Here is a 21,332-nt window from a genome sequence, read left to right on the forward strand (position 1 = left end):
CTTGACCCGTACCATTTGAAGTATTATTAAATCACCATAAACTTATAATCCCTTAGCAATGCTCATAAAGCATAAATAAGGCGATTCCTATTATTTAAATGCAAGTTTCTAAGAAATAAAAGAGACATCTTCTTTTATATCTTTAGGTCACTAAACGTACACTCATTTTAAATAGCTTTATTAACTCCAAAATCGAAAGAAACAAACATGTCGTAATACAGTGTCATTAATTCATAAGCTTATTTTTTGTAAGATAAATAAACTAGAGTAACGCCGCAGTGTAATGCTTTAGCCAGAACAAGCGAGTAATAATTTTGTAGAACTGAGCTAATACTCTCCCTTGAAGCTTCTGTACCAATAAATGAACACTTTGACCTAAGAATATGCCAGACAATAAACTTGCCTCTACTAGTGCCTATAATTATGAAGTGATAGAGTTCGAACAGTTAAATATTCTTTCATAAATACAAGGAAATAGGTAAATGGCTTTTTTTGATCTAGCTGATTTTGATAACCATGAACAAGTTGTTTTTTGCAGTGATGATAATTCAGGGCTTAAGGCCATAATTGCTATTCACAATACTAATCTTGGCCCTGCAATCGGTGGTTGTAGAATGTGGGATTATGCTAATGATGAAGAAGCACTCGTGGATGTTTTACGCTTATCTAAAGGTATGACGTACAAAAATGCCATGGCAGGCTTAAAGATGGGTGGTGGTAAATCCGTTATTATTGGGGATGCTAAGTCATTAAAGTCAGAAGCACTTTTTAAAGCTTTTGGTGAAGCATTAAATAGATTAAACGGCCGTTACTTAAGTGCCGAAGATGTCAATATAACGACAAAAGATATTGCTATGACCAATACAGTGACACCTTTTGTAACAGGGACCGAAGGAAAAAGTGGTAATCCTTCTCCTTTTACCGCCTTAGGCACGTTTTTAGGTATTAAAGCTTGTGTTAAACATAAGTTTAACCGTGACGATTTAAATGGGCTTAAAGTTGCTGTACAGGGCTTAGGAAGTGTTGGATATGGTTTATGTGAGCATTTACATCAAGCAGGTGCAAAACTTATTGTCACTGATATCAATCAAGATGCATTAAATAAAGCCGCCAGTGAGCTTGATGCCACGGTAGTGAGTTTAACTGAAATATATGACCAAGATGTTGATGTTTATGCGCCATGTGCACTGGGTGCTAGCATTAATGATGACACCATTAAACGTATAAAAGCCAAAATAATCGCCGGTTGTGCTAACAACCAACTTGCTGAACCACGCCATGATCAAGCATTAGTTGATCACGGTATTTTATATGCACCTGATTATGTTATAAATGCCGGCGGCATAATCAATGTTTCCTTTGAAGAAAACTATAGTATTGAAAGAGCCACTAAAAAGGTAGAGGAAATTTATTCCACCTTACTTGATGTTTTTAATAAAGCCGACAAGCAAAATAAACCTACAGGTTTAATTGCAGACGAAATGGCACGCGAAATCATTAAAAATGGTGGTAAATAACACGTTTAAACACAACTTTTCAGTAGTTACTAAGACAGAACAATTAAAACAGTAACTACTGAGTAAGTGTTTTTATTTTATCTACTATGGCTAATACACCATTCCCCCGAGAAGGACTTAAATGCTGTAGCAAACCTAGACTTTCAAAGAATTCTTCAATATCAAAAGTTTTTATTTCTAATGCTGATTTATCGTTAAAAGCGGAAAGTACAATAACTAATAAACCTCGAATTATTTTAGCGTCACTATCGGCTTGAAAACTGAATAAACCTTGTGAATTTTTATTAGCAATAAGCCAAGCTAAGCTTTCACAACCACTAATTAAACTTTGCTCATTTCTCAAGCTTTTATCCATACGTTGTAGTGTTTTTCCTAGCAACATAATTTCACGATGGCGAGAATCCCAGCTTTTTATTGTTGAAAATTTATTTTTTATTTCAGTACTTTGAGTATGCTGAATCAAAGGTTTTTTCTGATATTCTTCAACTAAAACGTTTTGTTTTTCTTGATAGATCACTTTAATTAATGTCTTAATAAAGTAATCTATTTCATCAAAAGTATTATACGCGGCCAGCGATACCCGTAAACAACCTGAAACATGTAAATATTCCATTAATGGCATTGCACAGTGATGTCCACTACGAATAGCAACACCATAACTGTCAAGACTTGTCGCTATGTCATGGTTATGCTGTCCTTCAACCGTAAAAGCGATAACAGGAATATCAGGAGCATTTTCAACAATGAACTTAACGCTGGGCACTTGTTTTAATGCTTGATAGCAATACTGAGCTAATTGCTGTTCATATTTAGTGATGTCATCATGATTGAATTGATTAATAAAATGAATAGCTTCTGCAAAAGCCACAACACCGGCGATATTTGGCGTCCCCGCTTCAAACTTAAATGGCAATGAATTAAAAGTAGTTGGTTTATCTAAACTCACGCTTTTGATCATTTCACCGCCTGACTGATAGGGTGGCATCATCTCTAGCAAAGCTTCTTTACCATAAAGTACTCCCACACCTGTAGGACCATACATTTTATGCGCAGAAAAAACATAAAAATCACAATTTAATTCTTGTACATCAATGGGAAAATGAGCAATGGCTTGTGCTCCATCTATAACCGTAATAGCACCAACAGTTTTTGCTTTTGTTATCATATCCGCTATTGGGTTTATTTTACCAATAACGTTAGAAACATGTGCACAACAAACAATTTTCGTTTGTTTCGTTAACAATTTATCAAATTTATTAAGATCTACCCTACCTGCAGCATCAAGCGATAAAACCTTTATTGATGCGCCTGTTTGCTCAGCAATTATTTGCCAAGGTACAATATTCGCGTGATGTTCACTCACAGCTAAAATTATTTCATCACCTAAACCAAGTACTTTTCTGCCTAAACTCGATGCTAGTAAGTTTATACTTTCAGTTGTACCTTTTGTCCAAATAATTTCTTTATTACTTTTGGCATTAATAAAGGCCTTAACCGTTTCTCTCGCTTGTTCAAACGCCAGAGTTGCCTTAGCACTCAACTTATGTGAGGCACGATGTACATTAGCATTTATATTTTGATAAAAAGCAGGAAGACACTCAATCACTGTATTAGGTTTTTGCGTTGTTGCGCCATTATCAAAATAAATAATTGATGGGTGTGATTCACCTTCCGAGTTTATATGTTTATTCGTATAAATAAGAGGAAAGTGTTGGCGAAACTGCTCGGGCTCAAAATTTTTCATTGCTAGGTTTCTGCCTCTAAAAGCAATCAGATAATAATTTTGTCATGATTATACCTTATCTTATCGACGACAAAAGTTAATTTTCACAGGCTATTTATGCATTAGTAATATATAATGCCGGCATATTGATAGGGCTGTACGGAGAAATGTATGACGATATATTCGTGGTTTTTAAGGATGAAGAAAAAACCAATAAAAAAAAATCTAAACGATGACTTGTTCAATACGGCTTCATCCGCTAGCAATATACAAAATTATACTATGTGGCCTACTGCAACAATAAAAAAAAATATAGAGGTGGTTCCCTCTAAACACAGTGATACTCTCGACAGTACTACAGTTGAAAATAATATAACGAAATTATCTATAAAGCCGATAGTAACTCCGCTTAAGTAATAGCCTAAAAACTAAGTAAATAGTCGGTTTATCTTAAAATCCACCTTTTTTCTCAACATTATCACTCCAAATTTTTGCCTTTTCCATCCAATAATGAGCTTGTTCAATAAACTTATTATTTGTTGCTGATTGGTTAAAATAAGCTAATGCAATATTATAATGAAAGCTAGGCATTCTATATTCCATTAACTTTTCTTGTAAGAGTTTTCGATAAATTTCAGGGAAGTTTAGTGCAAAGTATTGTAATTTAGTTCGCTGAGAAACGCTCTTAAATGCGCTAAAGTTATTATAGCTCGCTAATGAGTTATCGCATGTTTTAGCATGAAATACGCCGATTTGATGAGAAAATTCTTTTGGGGTTCCAAGCTGCCAAAGCTCCTCGCCAGTTACTCCTACAACCTCTTGTAAAATAGGTGTGTTATCATTAATGTATTCCCCCCATGCTAACTGCTTTAATACCTTAACGCGAACCGCCTTTCGATCCCCTAGATAACGATTCTTTAAGACGGAAATATTTTGTGAAAATATCTCTTGTTGTGGTTGCTGACATATACTATGTTTAGGTGTCAAAGCGTATTCGTCAACAAACCCCAATAAATGACTTATTTCATGCGCAAAGACGTCGACACTATCTTGTGCATCAAAATATAGCATGCCCAAATGAACATTAGCTCCACCTTTTGGTAGCATTAACCCCACATAACGCGTATTAACAGTTTTAGCAGTTAACTCCCATTGTATTTCGTTACAAGTAATAGCCCTTTTAGAATTATTATTACAATCAAGTTCATTTATTGGTATATAACGAATTGGTGTAAAACAAACAGCATGACTTAAGCTTTGCTCTTTAAAAGTGGTAATGATTTTTTCAAGCCGTTTTAAGTGTTTTAAATTAGTCGCAAACAATTGAATACTATTATCGCAACTGGGAGATAATATTTTTACATGGCTAGTTGGCGAAACGCTAAATAATACTTGATATCGATAAATATCAGCCAGTAATAGCTGTCCCGCTTCAGTTTTTTGTAACAGCGCCATATACTGCTCAATTAACTTATTAACAATAGCTACATTCCCTAAGTTAATCGCGATATTAATTTTCAAAACAATCGCACTTACCTTTAAGTTGGTTAGCTCCTCAATAGGTACTAACGTAATGATTTGCGTTGCCATCGCTAATTTATCGCGTTGAAAATAGTATTGCGCTAATGCTATTGAGGCCTTGGAATATTGAAGTCTAATGGCATTTTCATACCAAAAGATCATTTTTTTAGGCTCAGGATCTGGTTTGGTTTGATAATAAACGGCAAGCTGATAAGCCGCCTCACCTTGGGTTTTAGCTACCTCTTTTCCATAATAAAGCCATTGTTCACTATGCAATATTGCATTTTTCCACATAAAATTTAGTGCTGAAAAATTATTATGTGCAATAGCAAAATTTAATTGAGACTCAGTATGTTCATTTTTAATAATAATTTTGGTCAAATAATCATTTAAAAAAAATGAGCTAGTCGATAAGCCACTTAGCAGCATTATCAACAAGCCCATCATAATTTTTTTGATTATCATTTATCAATTCAATTTATTAGATTGTCTACATTCAGATCATTTTACAATTCATCTTCTTCTACTGCTGTTGTATTTGCAGAGCGCATCAAGTCTAATTCAAGCTTGGCATAACGGTGCTCAACAAACTCATAAACATTAGTGCTTAACGATAGTTTAAAAAAGTTAGCGGCAGCACCATCAAAGCCCATAATTTGATTATATTTCCCCAAGTAAAAGTAAGCTTCACATAACCTATCAGTTAACGCTTTATTTGATTGAATATTCCTTGTTAATTCACTCACGAACTGCGCTTGACTAATGTCACCTAAATATAAGTGAATGACTTGTTTAGCCCATGTTCTATCATCAACTAAGCTTGATCTTTCTCTTAACATTGATTTTGCTGATACAGGATCTACATTATGCTCAGCTAAATATAACCACAACAACCGATAAGGGTCATCATTTTGTTGATAATGAAAATCAGTAAAGTCTTGCGCAGCTAAACTAGGTCTACCACCATAATAAAGCGCAATACCACGGTTTAAATGTGCATATTCATGTTCAGGTGCCAGCTCTAACACAGAATCAAACTGTTCATAGGCTTGAGAAAACTCTCTTAACTGAGTGAAGTGTATGCCCAAAAAGTTATAAGCGTCGATCAAGTTAGGCTTTAGTTGTAAAGCCTGAGAAAAATCCAATCGTGCTAAAGAGCGCAAACCTACACTATCGAATAATACACCGCGATCATAATGAATTTGTGCTTTTTGTTCATCTGTAATTTTTACACGGTTAAGCACCTCAGATAAACGAGCAATAGCAATTTCACTTTTAAAATTGATGGCCAAAGGCTCTGCAATTACCAATTGATTTATCGAAGAGGAGTTCAGGGAATTATTAGCGTTACCTAATGATGAACACCCTTGGGTAAGTAATACCATGCAACTAACAATAGCCAATATTAATAGTTTGGACTTGAATTCAGTAAAGGATAAATTCACTAATTTGCCTTAGAAATAGAAATTAAATTATCGCGTGATTATGATTGTACTTGATTTAGAAACAAAAAAGGAGCCAAAAGGCTCCTTTTTAATAGACTAAATTGTAAGTGAAATAGTCTAAGTTAATAAATAGAATTACTCAGCAGCAGGAGTTTCTTCTGCTGGTTTTTCCATTGCTTCTTTAATACTTAAACGTACGCGACCTTGACGATCAACTTCTAGTACTTTAACTTTCACTTCTTGACCTTCAGATAATACATCACTTACGTTACTAACACGCTCTTCTGAGATTTGTGAAATATGTACTAAACCATCTTTACCTGGTAAAACATTAACAAACGCACCAAAATCAACGATTCGTACAACTTTACCCGTATACAGTGTACCTACTTCGATTTCAGCAGTTAACGCTTTAATGCGGTTAATAGCATCATCTGCTTGCTCACCAGAAGTAGCAGCAATTTTCACAGTACCATCATCATCAATTTCGATTGTAGTGCCTGTTTCTTCTGTAAGTTGACGAATAGTTGCGCCACCTTTACCGATAATGTCACGAATTTTATCTTGGCTTACTTTAATTGTATGAATACGTGGTGCAAATTCAGAAATTTCATTTCTGTGTCCAGCAATTGCTTCATCCATTACGGCTAAAATATGAGTACGTGCCGCTTTTGCTTGATTTAATGCAATTTGCATAATTTCTTGCGTGATACCTTCAATTTTGATATCCATTTGTAAAGCAGTAATACCGCCTGTAGTACCAGCAACTTTAAAGTCCATATCACCTAAGTGATCTTCATCACCTAAAATATCAGAAAGAACAACAAATTTTTCGCCTTCTTTAACTAGACCCATTGCAATACCGGCAACAGAAGCTTTAATTGGTACACCAGCATCCATAAGCGCAAGTGAAGTACCACAAACAGAAGCCATTGAAGATGAACCGTTAGACTCTGTAATTTCAGAAACAACACGTACAGCGTACGGGAATTCTTCAATAGTAGGCATTACCGCTAACATGCCACGTTTTGCTAAACGACCATGGCCAATTTCACGACGCTTAGGTGAACCAACAAAACCAGTTTCACCAACACAGTATGGAGGGAAGTTATAATGAAGCATAAATGCATCAGTCTTTTCACCTAAAATACTATCAATACGTTGTGCATCACGTTGAGTACCTAAAGTAGCAGTAACTAAAGCTTGAGTTTCACCACGAGTAAATACAGCAGAGCCATGAGTACGTGGTAATACGCCAGTCATTACATCTAAAGCACGAATAGATTCAGGATCACGACCATCAATACGAGGGTTGCCATCAGTAATGCGACCACGTACTACAGTTTTTTCTAAGTCATGGAATAAATCTTTAGCTTCTTGTACATCAAGCTCTTCATCAGCAGCGAGTAATTGTTCAACGACATCATTGCGTATTTCAGCAATTTTTTCATAACGAACTGCTTTTTCTGTTATTTGGTACGCTTCATTAAGTTGCGCTTCACTTAACTCAGCAATTTTTGCAACTAACTCAGCATTTTTAACAGGAGCTACCCATTCCCATGAAGGAGTGTTTACTTCTGTTTTAAATTCTTTAATAGCAGAAATTGCTACTTGCATTTGCTCATGGCCATAGACAACAGCTCCAAGCATTACTTCTTCTGATAATACGTCAGCTTCAGATTCAACCATTAATACCGCTGAGTCTGTACCTGAAACAACTAAGTCTAATTGACTTGTAGGTAATTCAGACTGTAATGGGTTAAGAATGTATTGACCATCAGTATAACCAACACGTGCCGCACCAACAGGACCACTAAATGGAACGCCTGCAATAGCTAAGGCTGCAGAAGTACCAATTAATGAAATAATATCAGGAGCTATTTCTGGGTTAACTGAAACAACAGTAATTATGACTTGTACTTCGTTAGTAAAACCTTCAGGAAATAATGGACGAATAGGACGGTCAATTAAACGTGCTATTAATGTTTCTTCTTCTGAAGGGCGACCTTCACGTTTGAAGAAACTACCAGGGATTTTACCTGCAGCATAAGTACGTTCTTGATAATTTACTGTTAAAGGGAAAAAATCTTGGCCTGCTTTAGCTTCTTTTTTTGCAACAACAGATACAAGAACACACGTATCATCCATGCTAGCCATAACAGCAGCTGATGCTTGACGAGCGATGTTACCTGTTTCTAATGTTACTGTATGTTTACCGAATTGAAATTTTTTAGTTACTGGATTGAACATTTACTATGTTTCCTTAATTTTTTTGTACGTTTTACTTTAGCAATAAAGCAGCATAACGCATTGATTATCTTAATCAATCTGTACAATTATTTATTCACTTAGGCGCTAAATTGCGGTCAAGTTGAACAAAAAATTATACAGTTTGATTGATTATTTTCTTGATAGTTACTATTCAAATTTATCATAAAACTTAAACAGCGAACAAATCAAGCAGGCATATTATACTGACCTGAGCACTATTTGCTAGTAAGAATAGTGGGTTAATCTTGTTTGATTTTTAAAAAGGTATTTTCTTGATGAAAAACAATGAAGCTAATAGAAAGGTTTACATCCTAATAGCGTACTTAAAGAGAATGAGCTAAGTAAGTGCGATATAGAAGTTAAGCTGTTGATATATAAAATATTTATTAGAATTTAAAATACAAAAAAGGAGCTAAAAAGCTCCTTTTTAAATAATCAGTATAAAACTAACTATTAACGACGTAGACCTAATTTACCAATTAAAGCAGTATAACGTTCAACGTTTTTGCCTTTTAAGTAATCAAGTAATTTACGACGTTGTGCAACCATACGTAATAAACCACGACGTGAATGATGATCATGGATGTGCTCTTTGAAGTGACCTTGTAAGTGGTTGATTTGTGTAGTTAACAAAGCAACTTGTACTTCTGGTGAACCTGTATCACCTTCTTGTTGAGCATATTCAGCAACAATAGCTGCTTTTTGTGTAGCATTTAAAGACATAATAAATCCTTAGTGTGGAACTCATTATTACCTATAAGAAAAGCCTATAGATAAATAGTTAAAATACTACCTAAGCCAAACACTAATTCAGCCGAGGTAACAAAAGAGCGCGTATTCTAGCAGCCAATCAATAAATTGCAAGCAGTAAAGTGTGCTAATTAATGGTTACCCTAAAGAATTAGCGGTATTCATTATAATTAGCACCTTTTGGGCTAGCATAAATGTTTTTAAATAACGACTATACGCTTTGGTGCTAACAAGCCATCATCATCGATGAAACCTACTCCAATAAACTCTGCATCAGCATCATTCTCATCATCACCAATATAAACTTGTACCGTACCATCACTTGGTGCATTAAAAGCTTGAACAGGATTACCATGTCGTAAGAAATTAGCTGACATATCATCAACATAAACACAATGCATACCATCTACAGCACTGTTCATAGGTAGCAATAGTGGATCGAGCACTTGTGAAGGTGTTATTTCATCAGCGATGGCTTTTTCAAGTAATGCTTCAAGTTCAGGTAAAGTAACCATTTTTTCTATAGGATAATTACCGACAGCAGAACGTCTAAGGTGTGCAACATGTGCTCCACAGCCTAATAACTCACCTAAATCATCAACAATCGTTCTAATATAAGTCCCTTTTGATACATGAATATTCAATTCAACTTCATCATGCTCAAAACGTAATAACTCAAGATTAAAAACAGTAATATCACGAGCTTCTCTTGGCACTTCAATACCTTCACGTGCATATTTATATAAAGGCTGACCTTGATACTTAAGTGCAGAATACATAGAAGGTACCTGTTTCGTTGTACCACGAAAAGTATCTAGCGCTTCCTTAAGCTGCTCAGCAGAAACATTTACTGCTTTTTCACTCACAACTTCACCACCAGCGTCACTGGTAGTAGTACGAATACCTAACTTAGCTGTTACTTGGTAAGTTTTATCTGTATCTAATAAAAACTGAGAAAACTTAGTCCCTTCACCCAAACATATTGGTAACATACCTGTTGCAAGTGGATCTAATGCTCCGGTGTGCCCTGCTTTTTGAGCGAAGTAAATTCGTTTAACCGCCTGTAAGGCATGATTAGACGACATTTCATAAGGTTTATCTAATAGTAAAACGCCATTAATAGGGCGTCCTTTTCTACGCTTTGCCATGCTTTAGTCACTCTTTTCACTATCATCTATGTTGTCATCAACCTGGCTATCATTAGCAACAGTGCCATGACTATCGCTAGCAACCGCTTGATCAACCAAGGCACTCATACGAACACCTTCGCTCATTGAGCTATCATAGACAAAACGTAAATGTGGCATAATACGTGCGCGCAAACGTTTACCTAATAATGAACGAATATAACCTTCAGCTTCAGCCAACACTTCAAGTGATGTTTTAATATCTTCGGCATTATCATTAAAAAAAGTAACAAATACTTTTGCGTACGCTAAATCGCGTGTGACTTCAACCGCAGATACTGTAGTCATACTCAAACGCGGATCTTTAATTTCGCGCATTAATATTACTGCAATTTCTTTTTGGATTTGCTGACCAACACGGTCAGTACGGGCATATTCTCTAGCCATAACATTTCTCTTTTAACTAAAACAAAAAAGGGACATCAGCCCCTTTTTATTATTGTTGTGAAGCATTTAACTATGAGCTCAAAACGAGTAGTTTCAAATATATAGCAGAAACACTACACTAATATGACTTAATCAGTGTTTCCGTTACTGTCATTGACCCTACAAGGAAAGAGATATAATTATAATGATCTCTTAACTTCTACAGTTTCAAATACTTCAATCTGATCGCCTACGCGTACATCGTTGTAGTTCTTAACACCGATACCACATTCAGTACCATTACGAACTTCTTGAACATCGTCTTTAAAGCGACGTAATGATTCAAGTTCACCTTCGTAAATCACTACGTTTTCACGTAATACACGAATTGGCGCACTACGTTTAATTGTACCTTCAGTAACCATACAACCGGCAATAGCACCAATTTTAGGAGACTTAAATACATCACGTACCTGAGCAAGACCAATGATTTCTTGTTTGAATTCAGGAGCAAGCATACCACTCATGGCTTGCTTAACTTCATCAATCAATGAATAGATAACACTGTAATAACGTAAATCAATATTTTCTGTTTCAATAACTTTACGAGCTGAAGCATCAGCACGAACATTAAAACCAACAACAATCGCATTTGACGCCGCTGCTAATGTTGCATCTGTTTCAGTAATAGCACCAACACCTGAACCAATAATTTTAACTTTTACTTCGTCAGTTGATAACTTAGTTAATGATTCACTGATTGCTTCAAGTGAACCTTGAACGTCAGACTTAATAACAACATTAACTTCAGAAATTTCACCTTCAGCCATGCTGGCAAACATATTTTCAAGTTTCGCTTTCTGTTGACGTGCTAACTTCACATCGCGGAATTTACCTTGACGATATAAAGCAACTTCTCTCGCTTTTTTCTCATCTTTAACAACAGTAGCTTCATCACCAGATTGTGGTACACCACTTAAACCAAGTATTTCTACGGGTATTGATGGACCTGCTGATTGAATACTGCGGCCATTTTCATCACGCATAGCACGAACTCGGCCATATTCTAATCCACAAAGAACGATATCACCTTGGTTTAATGTACCTTCTTGAATAAGTATTGTCGCTACTGGGCCGCGACCTTTATCAAGTTTAGATTCAACTACAACACCATTTGCCATTTTATCAACAACAGCTGTAAGTTCTAATACTTCAGATTGCAATAATATCGCATCAAGAAGTTCGTCAATACCTAAGCCTGTTTTCGCTGAAACATGACAGAATTGAACATCACCGCCCCACTCTTCAGAAAGTACATCATGTTGTGATAATTCACTTTTAACACGATCTGGATCAGCACCTTCTTTATCCATTTTGTTAACGGCAATAATAATTGGCGCTTCAGAAGCTTTCGCATGTTGAATTGCTTCAATCGTTTGCGGCATAACACCATCATCCGCAGCAACAACAATAATAACGATATCAGTTGCTTTAGCACCACGAGAACGCATTGCAGTAAAGGCAGCATGACCCGGAGTATCTAAGAACGTAATCATACCATGACCAGTTTCTACATGATAAGCACCGATATGTTGCGTAATACCACCAGCTTCACCTGCTGCTACTTTCGCTTCACGAATGTGATCAAGTAATGATGTTTTACCATGGTCAACATGCCCCATGATAGTTACTACTGGCGCACGTGTAATCTCTTCACCTGTATGCGCACGATCGGCTAATACAGCTTCTTCTAACGCATTCTCTTTAACAAGAACAACATCAAAACCCATTTCTTCGGCAACTAATGCTGCTGTTTCTTGGTCAATTACTTGGTTTATTGTTGCCATCGCACCCATTTTAAACATGGCTTTAACAACTTCAGCACCTTTTTTCGCCATTTTGTTAGCTAATTCAGCAACTGAAATAGTTTCACCAATACGTATATCTTGTACTTTAGTTTCAACTGGCTTAGTAAAACCATGCTTCAAACTTTGAGGTGCAGATAATGTTGCTTTACGACCTTTACCTGTACGAGCACCACGAGCATTTCTATCTGGAGCCGCTTTTTTCTTCTTACGACGACGACCAGCGCCTTCATCAGCAGCATCAACTTTATCTTCAGCTTCTTGAGCGTAAACAGAAGAAGTTACATGAACAACCTCTTTTTCTTTGGCTTTACGTTCTTCTTCCTGTGCTTTCCAGCGAGCTTCATTTTCTTCTGCTAACTTTCTAGCCGCTTCCGCAGCTTCTTTTGCTTCAGCTTCAATTTTAGCCGCAGCTTCTTTTTCTTGAATCAATCGAAGCTGTTTAGCTTCTTCTGTTTCTTCAACTTTAACAACCGGTGGTTTCTCAGGGTTTTTAGCCTTTTCAGCTGCTGCTTGTTTAGCTTTTTCTGCCGCTTCAGCTTTCGCTGCAGCCTTACGCTCAGCCTCAGCTTCTGCTTTTGCTAACGCTACTGCACGAGCATTTTCAGCTTCTTTTGCCGCTAATTCAGCTTTTGCTTTAGCTTCAGCTTCCGCTTTTGCTGCAATTTCAGCTTCTTCTTTTGCCGCCGCTTCCGCTAACTCTTGTTCTTCAATTTCGCTACGTTTAACATAGGTACGTTTTTTACGTACTTCTACATTAACTGATTTAGCTTTACTGCCGTGTCCCATAGTCAAGGTAGACTTAGTTTTACGATTTAGCGTTAATTTATTCGGTTTTGCTTCAGACTCATCACCATGTTGCTTTTTTAAGTAACCTAATAATGATTCTTTTTCATCTTGCGAAATCACATCATTTTCCGATTTCGATACGCCAGAATCAGCCAACTGGCTTACTAGACGTTCCACCGGTGTACCAATTTCTTTGGCAAGTTCTGCTACAGTTATATCTGCCATTTACACTATTCTCCCGGTGTTATTTATTCTTCGTTAAACCAACAAATATTACGTGCAGCCATTATTAGCTCACCCGCTTTGGTTTCAGTTAATTCTTCTATATCGCTAATTTCATCAATACCTTGTTCAGCTAAGTCTTCGAGTGTACAAATACCTCTACTTGCTAATACAAAAGCTAAATGACGTTCTAAACCTTCTAGAGCAAGTAAGTCAGCGGCTGGCTCTGCACCTTCTAACGTTTCTTCACTTGCTAAGGCTTGTGTTGTTAGTGCTTCTTTAGCACGCTCACGAAGCTCTTCAATAATCTCTTCAGTTAACCCATCTATCTCTAACATTTCTGCTACAGGCACATAAGCTATTTCTTCTAATGAAGTAAAACCTTCATCAGATAGTAATGTGGCAAAGTCTTCATCTAAATCAAGTTTCTCAATAAACAAATTGAGTACTTTATCGTTTTCTGCCTGATGCTTCTCTTTCATGTCAGCAACAGTCATTACGTTAAGCTCCCAACCAGTTAATTGGCTTGCTAAACGAATATTTTGACCACTACGACCAATAGCCATCGCTAAGTTGCTTTCTTCAACAGCAATATCCATTGTGCCTTTGTCTTCATCAACAATAATTGAAGCAACTTCAGCTGGTGACATAGCGTTAATAACATATTGAGCAACGTTGTCATCGTACAAAACGATATCCACACGCTCGCCACCTAACTCACTTGAGACAGCCTGAACACGTGAACCACGCATACCAACACAAGCACCAACAGGGTCAATACGTTTATCGTTACTTTTCACAGCAATTTTAGCACGTGAACCAGGATCTCGAGCAGCGCCCTTAATTTCAAGCATTTCTTCGCCAATCTCTGGTACTTCAACACGGAAAAGTTCAATTAACATTTCCGGTTTGGTACGACTAACGAATAACTGTGCGCCGCGTGCTTCTGGTTTTATTTCATATAATAAACCACGTACTCTGTCACCTGGACGGAAGCTTTCACGTGGTAACATGTCGTCACGATAAATAATCGCTTCAGCATTATTTCCTAAATCTAAAATGACACTTTCACGACTAGATTTTTTAACAACACCTGTAACGAGCTCACCAACTTGTTCTTGGTAAGCTTCTACAATCAATGCGCGTTCTGCTTCACGGATTTTTTGCACAATAACTTGTTTAGCTGTTTGCGTAGTAACGCGATCAAATTTTACTGATTCAATTTGATCTTCAACATAATCACCAACTTTTAACTCAGGATCTTCATACTGAGCAGCTGCTAAACTAATTTCTGCATAAGGATTTTCCATCGCTTCATCGCTATCTTCAACGATTAACCAACGGCGGAATGTATCAAATTCACCTGAAATACGGTCAATAGCAACACGTACAACAATATCACCCTCATATTTTTTTTTGGTTGCTGTTTCTAAAGCGGTTTCCATCGCCTCAAAAATACTTTCTCTAGGTAATGCTTTTTCATTTGATACCGCATCAACAACCAGTAATATCTCTTTACTCATGCTCTTTTAGCCCTAATTTTTTAAGTAACTATTTATAAAAACAGCTACTTTATTAAACTTAAAATTCTTTATTTAATTTAGTTCTTATAAACGTGCGACAAGATTAGCTTTATCAACATTTTTAAAAACAAGCTCATAATCACTACCATCAACATCAAGTATCAAGGTGTCATCTTCTATCGCAACTAAAGTACCTTTAAACTTTCGGCGGCCATTTAATGGCATAGATAATTTAATGTTTACTGTTTCACCAATCACTGATTTAAAATGCGCCATGTCAAATAATGGTTTATCAATGCCTGGTGAAGAAACTTCTAAATTGTATTCACTACTTATTGGATCTTCGACATCTAAAATAGCGCCAACCTGACGACTTACTTCTGCGCAATCATCAACATCGATGCCATTTTCATGATCAATAAACAAACGTAAAACTGAATTATTACCTGCACTGATAAATTCAACACCGAGTAATTCTTTACCTGTTTCTTCCACGGCGGGACGAAGCATGTCAGTTAGTTTTTGTTCAAATTTAGCCAATATTTTTCTCCTGTTTTTTATTTAAGTACTACTTAAATAAAATTTAAGGTACAAAAAAAGGGCATATAGCCCAGCATGTTTTTGCTGTGTATTTTTGTTTTTAATACTAACGTTACCAATATAACTTAAGCACTAAAAACAAAAAAACCCCATAAAAGGGGCCTATATCACTGACCCCCATGTTCATATTTTAACAAGCGAGTGTAAAAAAGAACATCAGTAACAAGAATAGAAATTATTTTCTTTCATAACAGTAAATAATTCTTCAGTGACATCTTGATACCTGTTAATTTTGCTTTAACAATAAAATTAACAGGTCAGATTATATAAGGGCGAGAGCATAAGCGCAAGCCTGATTAACAATTATAGTTAAAAATGCAGGTAAATTAACAGAAAAAATTAACATACGTATAACAATAAGTTAGTATAAATAAAATAATAGCGCTACAAAGCCATTTATCGTAATTTAATATTAACTAAGCAGGTTTTATTTGCTGCTATTTTCTGGAGTAATTTAACTTAATATGTATACCTTTGCACAATTATTATTAAGAAATATTGGCTTAGCGCTGATTTTCATTATATCTATCAGCGCTGTTTCTATCATCATGCTCTCTTCTCTACTTGAAAGTAAAACCGATCAACATGCTCAAATGATTACGGCGTTTACTCAACAATTTGAGTTTACTAATAATGAACAACAAGCAGCCCAAAACCTTTCAACACAACTAACAAAAATATCAAATTACAATAGTTTAATTATTTCCAATTTAGCAGGTGACAAATTATCTGATTTTAGTAGTAACAATACAGGTTTCATGATTCCATTTGTTGCTCCTAAGATAAAACAAATAACATTAAGCCCATTACCGATCACACTTCATTATCAGCTTAACTTTCAAAGTGAATCAACATTAGTATTAGTGTTTATCATCATAGCTACCACTTTATCATTAGTATTAGTGGTTTTTGCTGTTGCAATGAGCACCAAACGCCATAAAGTAATGTTTGATATTATTAGTCAACAAATAAAAAATGATTTCGCTTTAATCAACAACAACTCTGTCGATGATGTGAAGAATATTGATTCAGACAGTAAAATGTTAGAAATACCTGAGTTAAAACAAGGTATCGCTGACATTAAATCTTTAATGGCTCAGCAATTAGAAAGCGTTTCTCATCTCGAACAAGCAGCCTATGTTGACCATTTAACAAAACTTGATAACCGCAGTCGTTTTGTTCAGTTTTATGAAAATCAAATAAGGCAAGATAGCCCTGTTAAATTTGGCGTTTTATCTATAACACGTTGCTCTGAATTACAAACAATTAACCAAATTCATGGGTATAAGGAAGGCGATAGTTATATCGCCCAGGTTGCTAATCTTCTTAAAAGAGCACTTTCACCTTATCCTGATGGAAAATTGTTTCGATTAAACAGCTCTGATTTTGCCTGCATATTACCTAATATAAAATTAAAAGAAGCTGAAAGCTTCACAACAGAGCTCACCGCTTTATTTAATGCTTATCAACTTTCTTCTGAGCTAGAGTCAGTTGCCTATACCGGCTTAGTTTCATTTGATAAATCTAAACCTTTAGGTGAGTTACTTGCCTTAGTAGATACTAGTGTTAGCATTGCGCAAACCCAAGCTCCAAATTCTTGGTATTCACAAACTGACACCGATCTATTGCAAAAAAATAGTGTCAACTATGGTAATCAAAATTGGCGACAAGAAATAGATAGTGTTATAGAGAACCGACGTATAACTCTTCTAGTACAGCCAATTCAACCAAGTGGTCGTAATAGTAGGGTATACGGGGAAATTTTAGCTCGCTTTCTGAATTCAAATGACGATATGTTGCCAACGTCGTCTTTTCTCGCTATGGCTGAGAAACTCGATAAGATGACAGCAATTGATAAACTTATTATCGAGACGACTATCAATGAAATTAACCAGAAAAATATGTATGAACATAGTTTTGGTATAAATCTAAGCGCACGTAGTATCTGCGATGAGCATTTTATCGTTTGGCTAGAACGTAGGTTATTGCGTGAAAGCAAAGTAGCACGACAATTAGTTTTTGAAATAACTGAATACGGTTTACAACAAAATATTAAAACAAGCAAACGCTTAATTGATATGCTACATCGCGTTGGCGCAAAAGTAACTGTTGAACGTTTTGGTGTTGGTTTAACATCGTTTAAGTTCTTTAGAGATTTAACACCTGACTATATCAAAATGGACAGTTCTTATACTCGTGATATTGATGATGATAAAAACAACCAATATTTCTTACGTTTAATGGTTGATTTAGCACATAGGCTAAGTATTAATGTCTTAGCAGAAAGTGTTGAAAGCCAAGAAGAAAAACATACCTTAGAAAAATTGTTAATTGATGGCTGTCAGGGTTTTTACATAGGAAAGCCTAAACCTTTATAATAACAGTACAATTTTATTTTTTAAGTAGCATTAATTCTACCTATACTATTAATGCTACTTAACTATCTGGTGTCGTTTATTAGAGAGTATTTCATCAGAAAAATAAAAATATAAAACAATATTGTAAATATCTATATCCCCATTGAGACTAGTGTTGTCATATACCTTAAAACAAAGGATAATGTAAATTATATGATAAAACTAACATCCTGATCTAAAAAGCAAATGACTGATTATATTCTGCTACTTATTGGCACGGTACTAGTGAATAACTTTGTATTAGTGCAATTCCTTGGTTTATGCCCTTTTATGGGCGTATCTTCTCGTACAGAGACAGCTATAGGTATGTCATTCGCTACTACTTTTGTAATGACGTTAGCGTCTCTGCTAAGTTATTTAGTTACCACCTATATTTTAGCGCCACTAAACCTTGAATACCTAACAACAATGAGTTTTATTTTGGTTATTGCTGTTGTTGTGCAATTTACTGAAATGGTGGTACATAAAACAAGTACGAGTCTCTATCGACTATTAGGTATTTTTTTACCACTCATTACCACAAACTGTGCCGTGCTAGGTGTTGCTTTATTAAACCTAAGGTTAGAGCATAATTTCTTTGAGTCTATCATATATGGCTTCGGTGCTGCTGCTGGTTTTTCTTTAGTATTAGTCATGTTTTCAGCAATGAGAGAAAAATTAGTCAATGCTGATGTGCCTACTCCTTTTAAAGGCGCGGCAATAGCAATGATTACTGCCGGTTTAATGTCTTTAGCTTTCATGGGCTTCTCTGGCCTAATTAAGATGTAAGGTAATGACATATTAATGAATATTTTAATCGCTATACTGGTTTTAGGACTTATCGCCGCAATTTTTGGGGCTATTTTAGGTTACGCGTCTGTGCGCTTTCATGTTGAAGGTGACCCTATTGTTGAACAACTTGATGCGCTATTGCCACAAACACAATGTGGACAATGTGGTTATCCTGGCTGTAAACCTTATGCTGAAGCTGTTGCCAATGGCGAAGCTATAAATAAATGCGCCCCAGGTGGTGAAGATACCATAAAGAAAATTGCCGATTTACTTGGTGTTGATGTTGAACCGTTAGATGAAAACCATGAAGCCGATAAGGGCCCTACAGTTGCCTTTATTATTGAAGAAGATTGTATTGGTTGTACAAAATGCATTCAAGCCTGCCCTGTGGATGCTATTTTAGGAGCCGCGAAGCAAATGCACACTGTACTTATTGACGAATGCACTGGCTGTGATTTATGCGTAGCTCCTTGTCCTGTTGATTGTATTGAAATGCGCCCTATTCCTGAAACTATACAAAACTGGCAATGGGACTTAAATAAAATTGCTGTAAAACAAATAGATTAGAAAATATTATGAACACTATAATCGAACGCATCAATCAGCACCATTTTTGGCACTTTCACGGTGGCATTCATCCTCCTGAGCAAAAAATACTAACCTCAAACAAGCCGATTAAACAGCTACCGTTACCGAAACAATTAATATTGCCGTTACAGCAACATATCGGTGGCCCAGGGGATTTATTAGTTAACGTTGGTGATAAAGTATTAAAGGGCCAGCCGCTAACAAAAAGCACTAACCCGATGACTGTACCAATACATGCTCCAACCAGTGGTATTATTAGTGATATAAAAAAATCAGTTATAGCGCACCCCTCAGCTCTAAACGAACTTTGTATATTTATTGATGTTGATTTCGAAGATACTTGGCAACCACGCAATATTTGTCAGGATTTCATCAAACTAAGTCCACAACAAATAATTAGCAAGATTGCAGACGCTGGTATAGCGGGCATGGGCGGAGCTGGTTTTCCTACCCATATAAAAATTAACACCAAACCTGATATAAATTTTTTGATCATCAATGCTGCAGAATGTGAGCCTTATATCACCGCTGATGATTTATTAATGTGTGAACAAAGTGAAGCCATTGTTGACGGCATAAAGATTTTGGATCACTTACTTAAACCAACGCTTATATTAATTGGTATTGAAGATAATAAACCTAAAGCAATAAAAGCATTAGAGTATGCAACAAAAAATATTGATAACATTAGAGTTTGTGTACTCCCTACAAAATATCCTACGGGCGGCGAAAAACAGCTGATAAAAATATTAACGGGAAAAGAGATTAAAAGCGGTGCCTTACCAATTCATTCAGGAATTATTGTGCAAAATGTTGCTACATGTTTTGCCATTAGTGATGCTGTAATTAATGATATTCCACTAATTAGGCGTGTTGTTACTGTCACAGGTCAAGCACTTAGTAATCCCCAAAATGTTTGGGCACTACTTGGCACACCTGTTCGACATTTACTCGAGCAAACAGGATTTACGTCTGAAAGTTCAAGTTCAACTCCTCCAGTTATCATGGGTGGTCCATTAATGGGTTTCACCATATTAAATGAACTAGTACCTATTGTTAAAACGAGCAACTGCATTTTAGCGCCAAGTAAAAAAGAAATGCCGAGCGCCTTTGATAACAATTCAAATGAAGTGGAATGCATTCGCTGTGGTCAATGTGCAGAGGTATGTCCGAGTCAGTTATTACCTCAAGAAATGCAATGGAGTGCGAAAGCGAAAGATCACCCACAGCTACTCAAATTAAATTTATTTGATTGCATTGATTGTGGAGCCTGTGCTTATGTTTGTCCTAGCCAAATTCCATTAGTACAATATTATCGTGTTGCTAAGGCTGAAATTCGTCAGCAACAGCAACTTGATATAAAAGCAGAAAAAGCCAAAGTCCGGTTTGAAGCCCGAAAGCTCCGCTTAGAAAAAGAAAAAGCTGAACGAGAAGAGAAGCATAAAAAAGCGGCTGCTGCTCGTAAAGCTACTATGAATAAGAAAACCGCCGATGGTGGGACAGCAAGCTCAGCTGTTGCCGCAGCACTTGCTCGCGTAAAAGCTAAAAAACAAGCAATCGAAAGTAATAATGATGCACCAGGTACCGATACTGAAGAGCAAAATGATAAGTCACAAGTGCAAGCAGCAATTGCCAGAGCAAAAGCCAAAAAGCTGATGCAAAAAAAGAGTGAGCAAGAGAATACTTTAACTAGCTCAGATAACAGTCAGGTAGAACAAGTAACAAGCCAAGCTGATGATAAAAAAGCTCGTATTGCAGCTGCCGTTGCAAAAGCTAA

At 36.2% G+C, this 21,332-nt stretch carries 15 protein-coding genes; 5 read left to right on the forward strand and 10 right to left on the reverse strand.

The window, feature by feature from the left end; all coding sequences use genetic code 11:
• Positions 1–482 precede the first annotated feature (482 nt).
• Positions 483–1,517 (forward strand): Glu/Leu/Phe/Val dehydrogenase, encoded by a 1,035-nt coding sequence (locus tag KO509_RS06890; RefSeq protein WP_215972557.1) that lies wholly within the window; start codon positions 483–485, stop codon positions 1,515–1,517.
• Between the two features lie 55 nt (positions 1,518–1,572).
• Here KO509_RS06890 and KO509_RS06895 read toward each other — a convergent pair whose 3' ends face one another.
• The 10 genes from KO509_RS06895 to rimP form a co-directional block, all read right to left on the reverse strand.
• Entirely contained in the window at positions 1,573–3,261 is a 1,689-nt protein-coding gene (locus tag KO509_RS06895) for a SufS family cysteine desulfurase (RefSeq protein WP_215972558.1), read from the reverse strand.
• 429 nt (positions 3,262–3,690) lie between these two features.
• The gene (locus tag KO509_RS06900) at positions 3,691–5,226 is read right to left on the reverse strand and encodes a hypothetical protein (RefSeq protein WP_215972559.1); all 1,536 of its coding nucleotides are present in this window, start codon (positions 5,224–5,226) and stop codon (positions 3,691–3,693) included.
• 41 nt (positions 5,227–5,267) lie between these two features.
• Positions 5,268–6,206: a lipoprotein NlpI gene (gene nlpI / locus KO509_RS06905; protein WP_303495860.1), complete on the reverse strand. Its 939-nt coding sequence runs from the start codon at positions 6,204–6,206 to the stop codon at positions 5,268–5,270.
• 135 nt (positions 6,207–6,341) lie between these two features.
• Positions 6,342–8,456, reverse strand: a complete 2,115-nt coding sequence (pnp, locus tag KO509_RS06910) for a polyribonucleotide nucleotidyltransferase (protein ID WP_215972560.1) — start codon at positions 8,454–8,456, stop codon at positions 6,342–6,344.
• Between the two features lie 474 nt (positions 8,457–8,930).
• Positions 8,931–9,200 carry a 30S ribosomal protein S15 gene (gene rpsO, locus KO509_RS06915; RefSeq protein WP_215972561.1) on the reverse strand — a complete coding sequence of 90 codons (270 nt, stop codon included), beginning with the start codon at positions 9,198–9,200 and terminating at the stop codon, positions 8,931–8,933.
• A 227-nt stretch (positions 9,201–9,427) separates the two neighbouring features.
• Positions 9,428–10,375, reverse strand: coding sequence for a tRNA pseudouridine(55) synthase TruB (truB, locus tag KO509_RS06920; RefSeq protein ID WP_215972562.1), 948 nt, complete (start codon positions 10,373–10,375; stop codon positions 9,428–9,430).
• A 3-nt stretch (positions 10,376–10,378) separates the two neighbouring features.
• Positions 10,379–10,801 (reverse strand): 30S ribosome-binding factor RbfA, encoded by a 423-nt coding sequence (gene rbfA / locus KO509_RS06925; RefSeq protein WP_215972563.1) that lies wholly within the window; start codon positions 10,799–10,801, stop codon positions 10,379–10,381.
• A 179-nt stretch (positions 10,802–10,980) separates the two neighbouring features.
• A complete protein-coding gene (infB, locus tag KO509_RS06930; protein WP_215972564.1) occupies positions 10,981–13,659 on the reverse strand; it encodes a translation initiation factor IF-2 in 2,679 nt (892 codons plus the stop codon).
• Positions 13,660–13,682: 23 nt separating this feature from the next.
• Complete coding sequence (gene nusA / locus KO509_RS06935; protein WP_215972565.1) at positions 13,683–15,179, reverse strand: transcription termination factor NusA; 1,497 nt, start codon at positions 15,177–15,179, stop codon at positions 13,683–13,685.
• 84 nt (positions 15,180–15,263) lie between these two features.
• Positions 15,264–15,719 (reverse strand): ribosome maturation factor RimP, encoded by a 456-nt coding sequence (rimP, locus tag KO509_RS06940; protein ID WP_215972566.1) that lies wholly within the window; start codon positions 15,717–15,719, stop codon positions 15,264–15,266.
• 524 nt (positions 15,720–16,243) lie between these two features.
• Here rimP and KO509_RS06945 point away from each other — a divergent pair.
• From KO509_RS06945 to rsxC, 4 genes are all read left to right on the forward strand, one after another.
• Positions 16,244–18,157, forward strand: coding sequence for a GGDEF domain-containing protein (locus KO509_RS06945; protein WP_215972567.1), 1,914 nt, complete (start codon positions 16,244–16,246; stop codon positions 18,155–18,157).
• Positions 18,158–18,382: 225 nt separating this feature from the next.
• Entirely contained in the window at positions 18,383–18,964 is a 582-nt protein-coding gene (rsxA, locus tag KO509_RS06950) for an electron transport complex subunit RsxA (protein WP_215972568.1), read from the forward strand.
• Positions 18,965–18,979: 15 nt separating this feature from the next.
• Positions 18,980–19,534: an electron transport complex subunit RsxB gene (rsxB, locus tag KO509_RS06955; protein WP_215972569.1), complete on the forward strand. Its 555-nt coding sequence runs from the start codon at positions 18,980–18,982 to the stop codon at positions 19,532–19,534.
• A gap of 8 nt (positions 19,535–19,542) precedes the next feature.
• A partial coding sequence (gene rsxC / locus KO509_RS06960; RefSeq protein WP_252727431.1) for an electron transport complex subunit RsxC occupies positions 19,543–21,332 on the forward strand: 1,790 nt, incomplete at its 3' end.

It is taken from the genome of Colwellia sp. C2M11 (assembly GCF_018860915.1).
Classification (GTDB): domain Bacteria; phylum Pseudomonadota; class Gammaproteobacteria; order Enterobacterales; family Alteromonadaceae; genus Colwellia.

Excerpts from the sequence above, each read along its gene's own strand:
- nusA (WP_215972565.1), bottom strand. The coding sequence starts at position 15,179 with ATGAGTAAAGAGATATTACTGGTTGTTGATGCGGTATCAAATGAAAAA.
- KO509_RS06890 (WP_215972557.1), top strand. The coding sequence starts at position 483 with ATGGCTTTTTTTGATCTAGCTGATTTTGATAACCATGAACAAGTTGTT.
- KO509_RS06945 (WP_215972567.1), top strand. The coding sequence starts at position 16,244 with ATGTATACCTTTGCACAATTATTATTAAGAAATATTGGCTTAGCGCTG.
- infB (WP_215972564.1), bottom strand. The coding sequence starts at position 13,659 with ATGGCAGATATAACTGTAGCAGAACTTGCCAAAGAAATTGGTACACCG.
- truB (WP_215972562.1), bottom strand. The coding sequence starts at position 10,375 with ATGGCAAAGCGTAGAAAAGGACGCCCTATTAATGGCGTTTTACTATTA.
- KO509_RS06900 (WP_215972559.1), bottom strand. The coding sequence starts at position 5,226 with ATGATAATCAAAAAAATTATGATGGGCTTGTTGATAATGCTGCTAAGT.
- KO509_RS06895 (WP_215972558.1), bottom strand. The coding sequence starts at position 3,261 with ATGAAAAATTTTGAGCCCGAGCAGTTTCGCCAACACTTTCCTCTTATT.
- rsxA (WP_215972568.1), top strand. The coding sequence starts at position 18,383 with ATGACTGATTATATTCTGCTACTTATTGGCACGGTACTAGTGAATAAC.
- rsxB (WP_215972569.1), top strand. The coding sequence starts at position 18,980 with ATGAATATTTTAATCGCTATACTGGTTTTAGGACTTATCGCCGCAATT.
- rbfA (WP_215972563.1), bottom strand. The coding sequence starts at position 10,801 with ATGGCTAGAGAATATGCCCGTACTGACCGTGTTGGTCAGCAAATCCAA.
- rpsO (WP_215972561.1), bottom strand. The coding sequence starts at position 9,200 with ATGTCTTTAAATGCTACACAAAAAGCAGCTATTGTTGCTGAATATGCT.
- pnp (WP_215972560.1), bottom strand. The coding sequence starts at position 8,456 with ATGTTCAATCCAGTAACTAAAAAATTTCAATTCGGTAAACATACAGTA.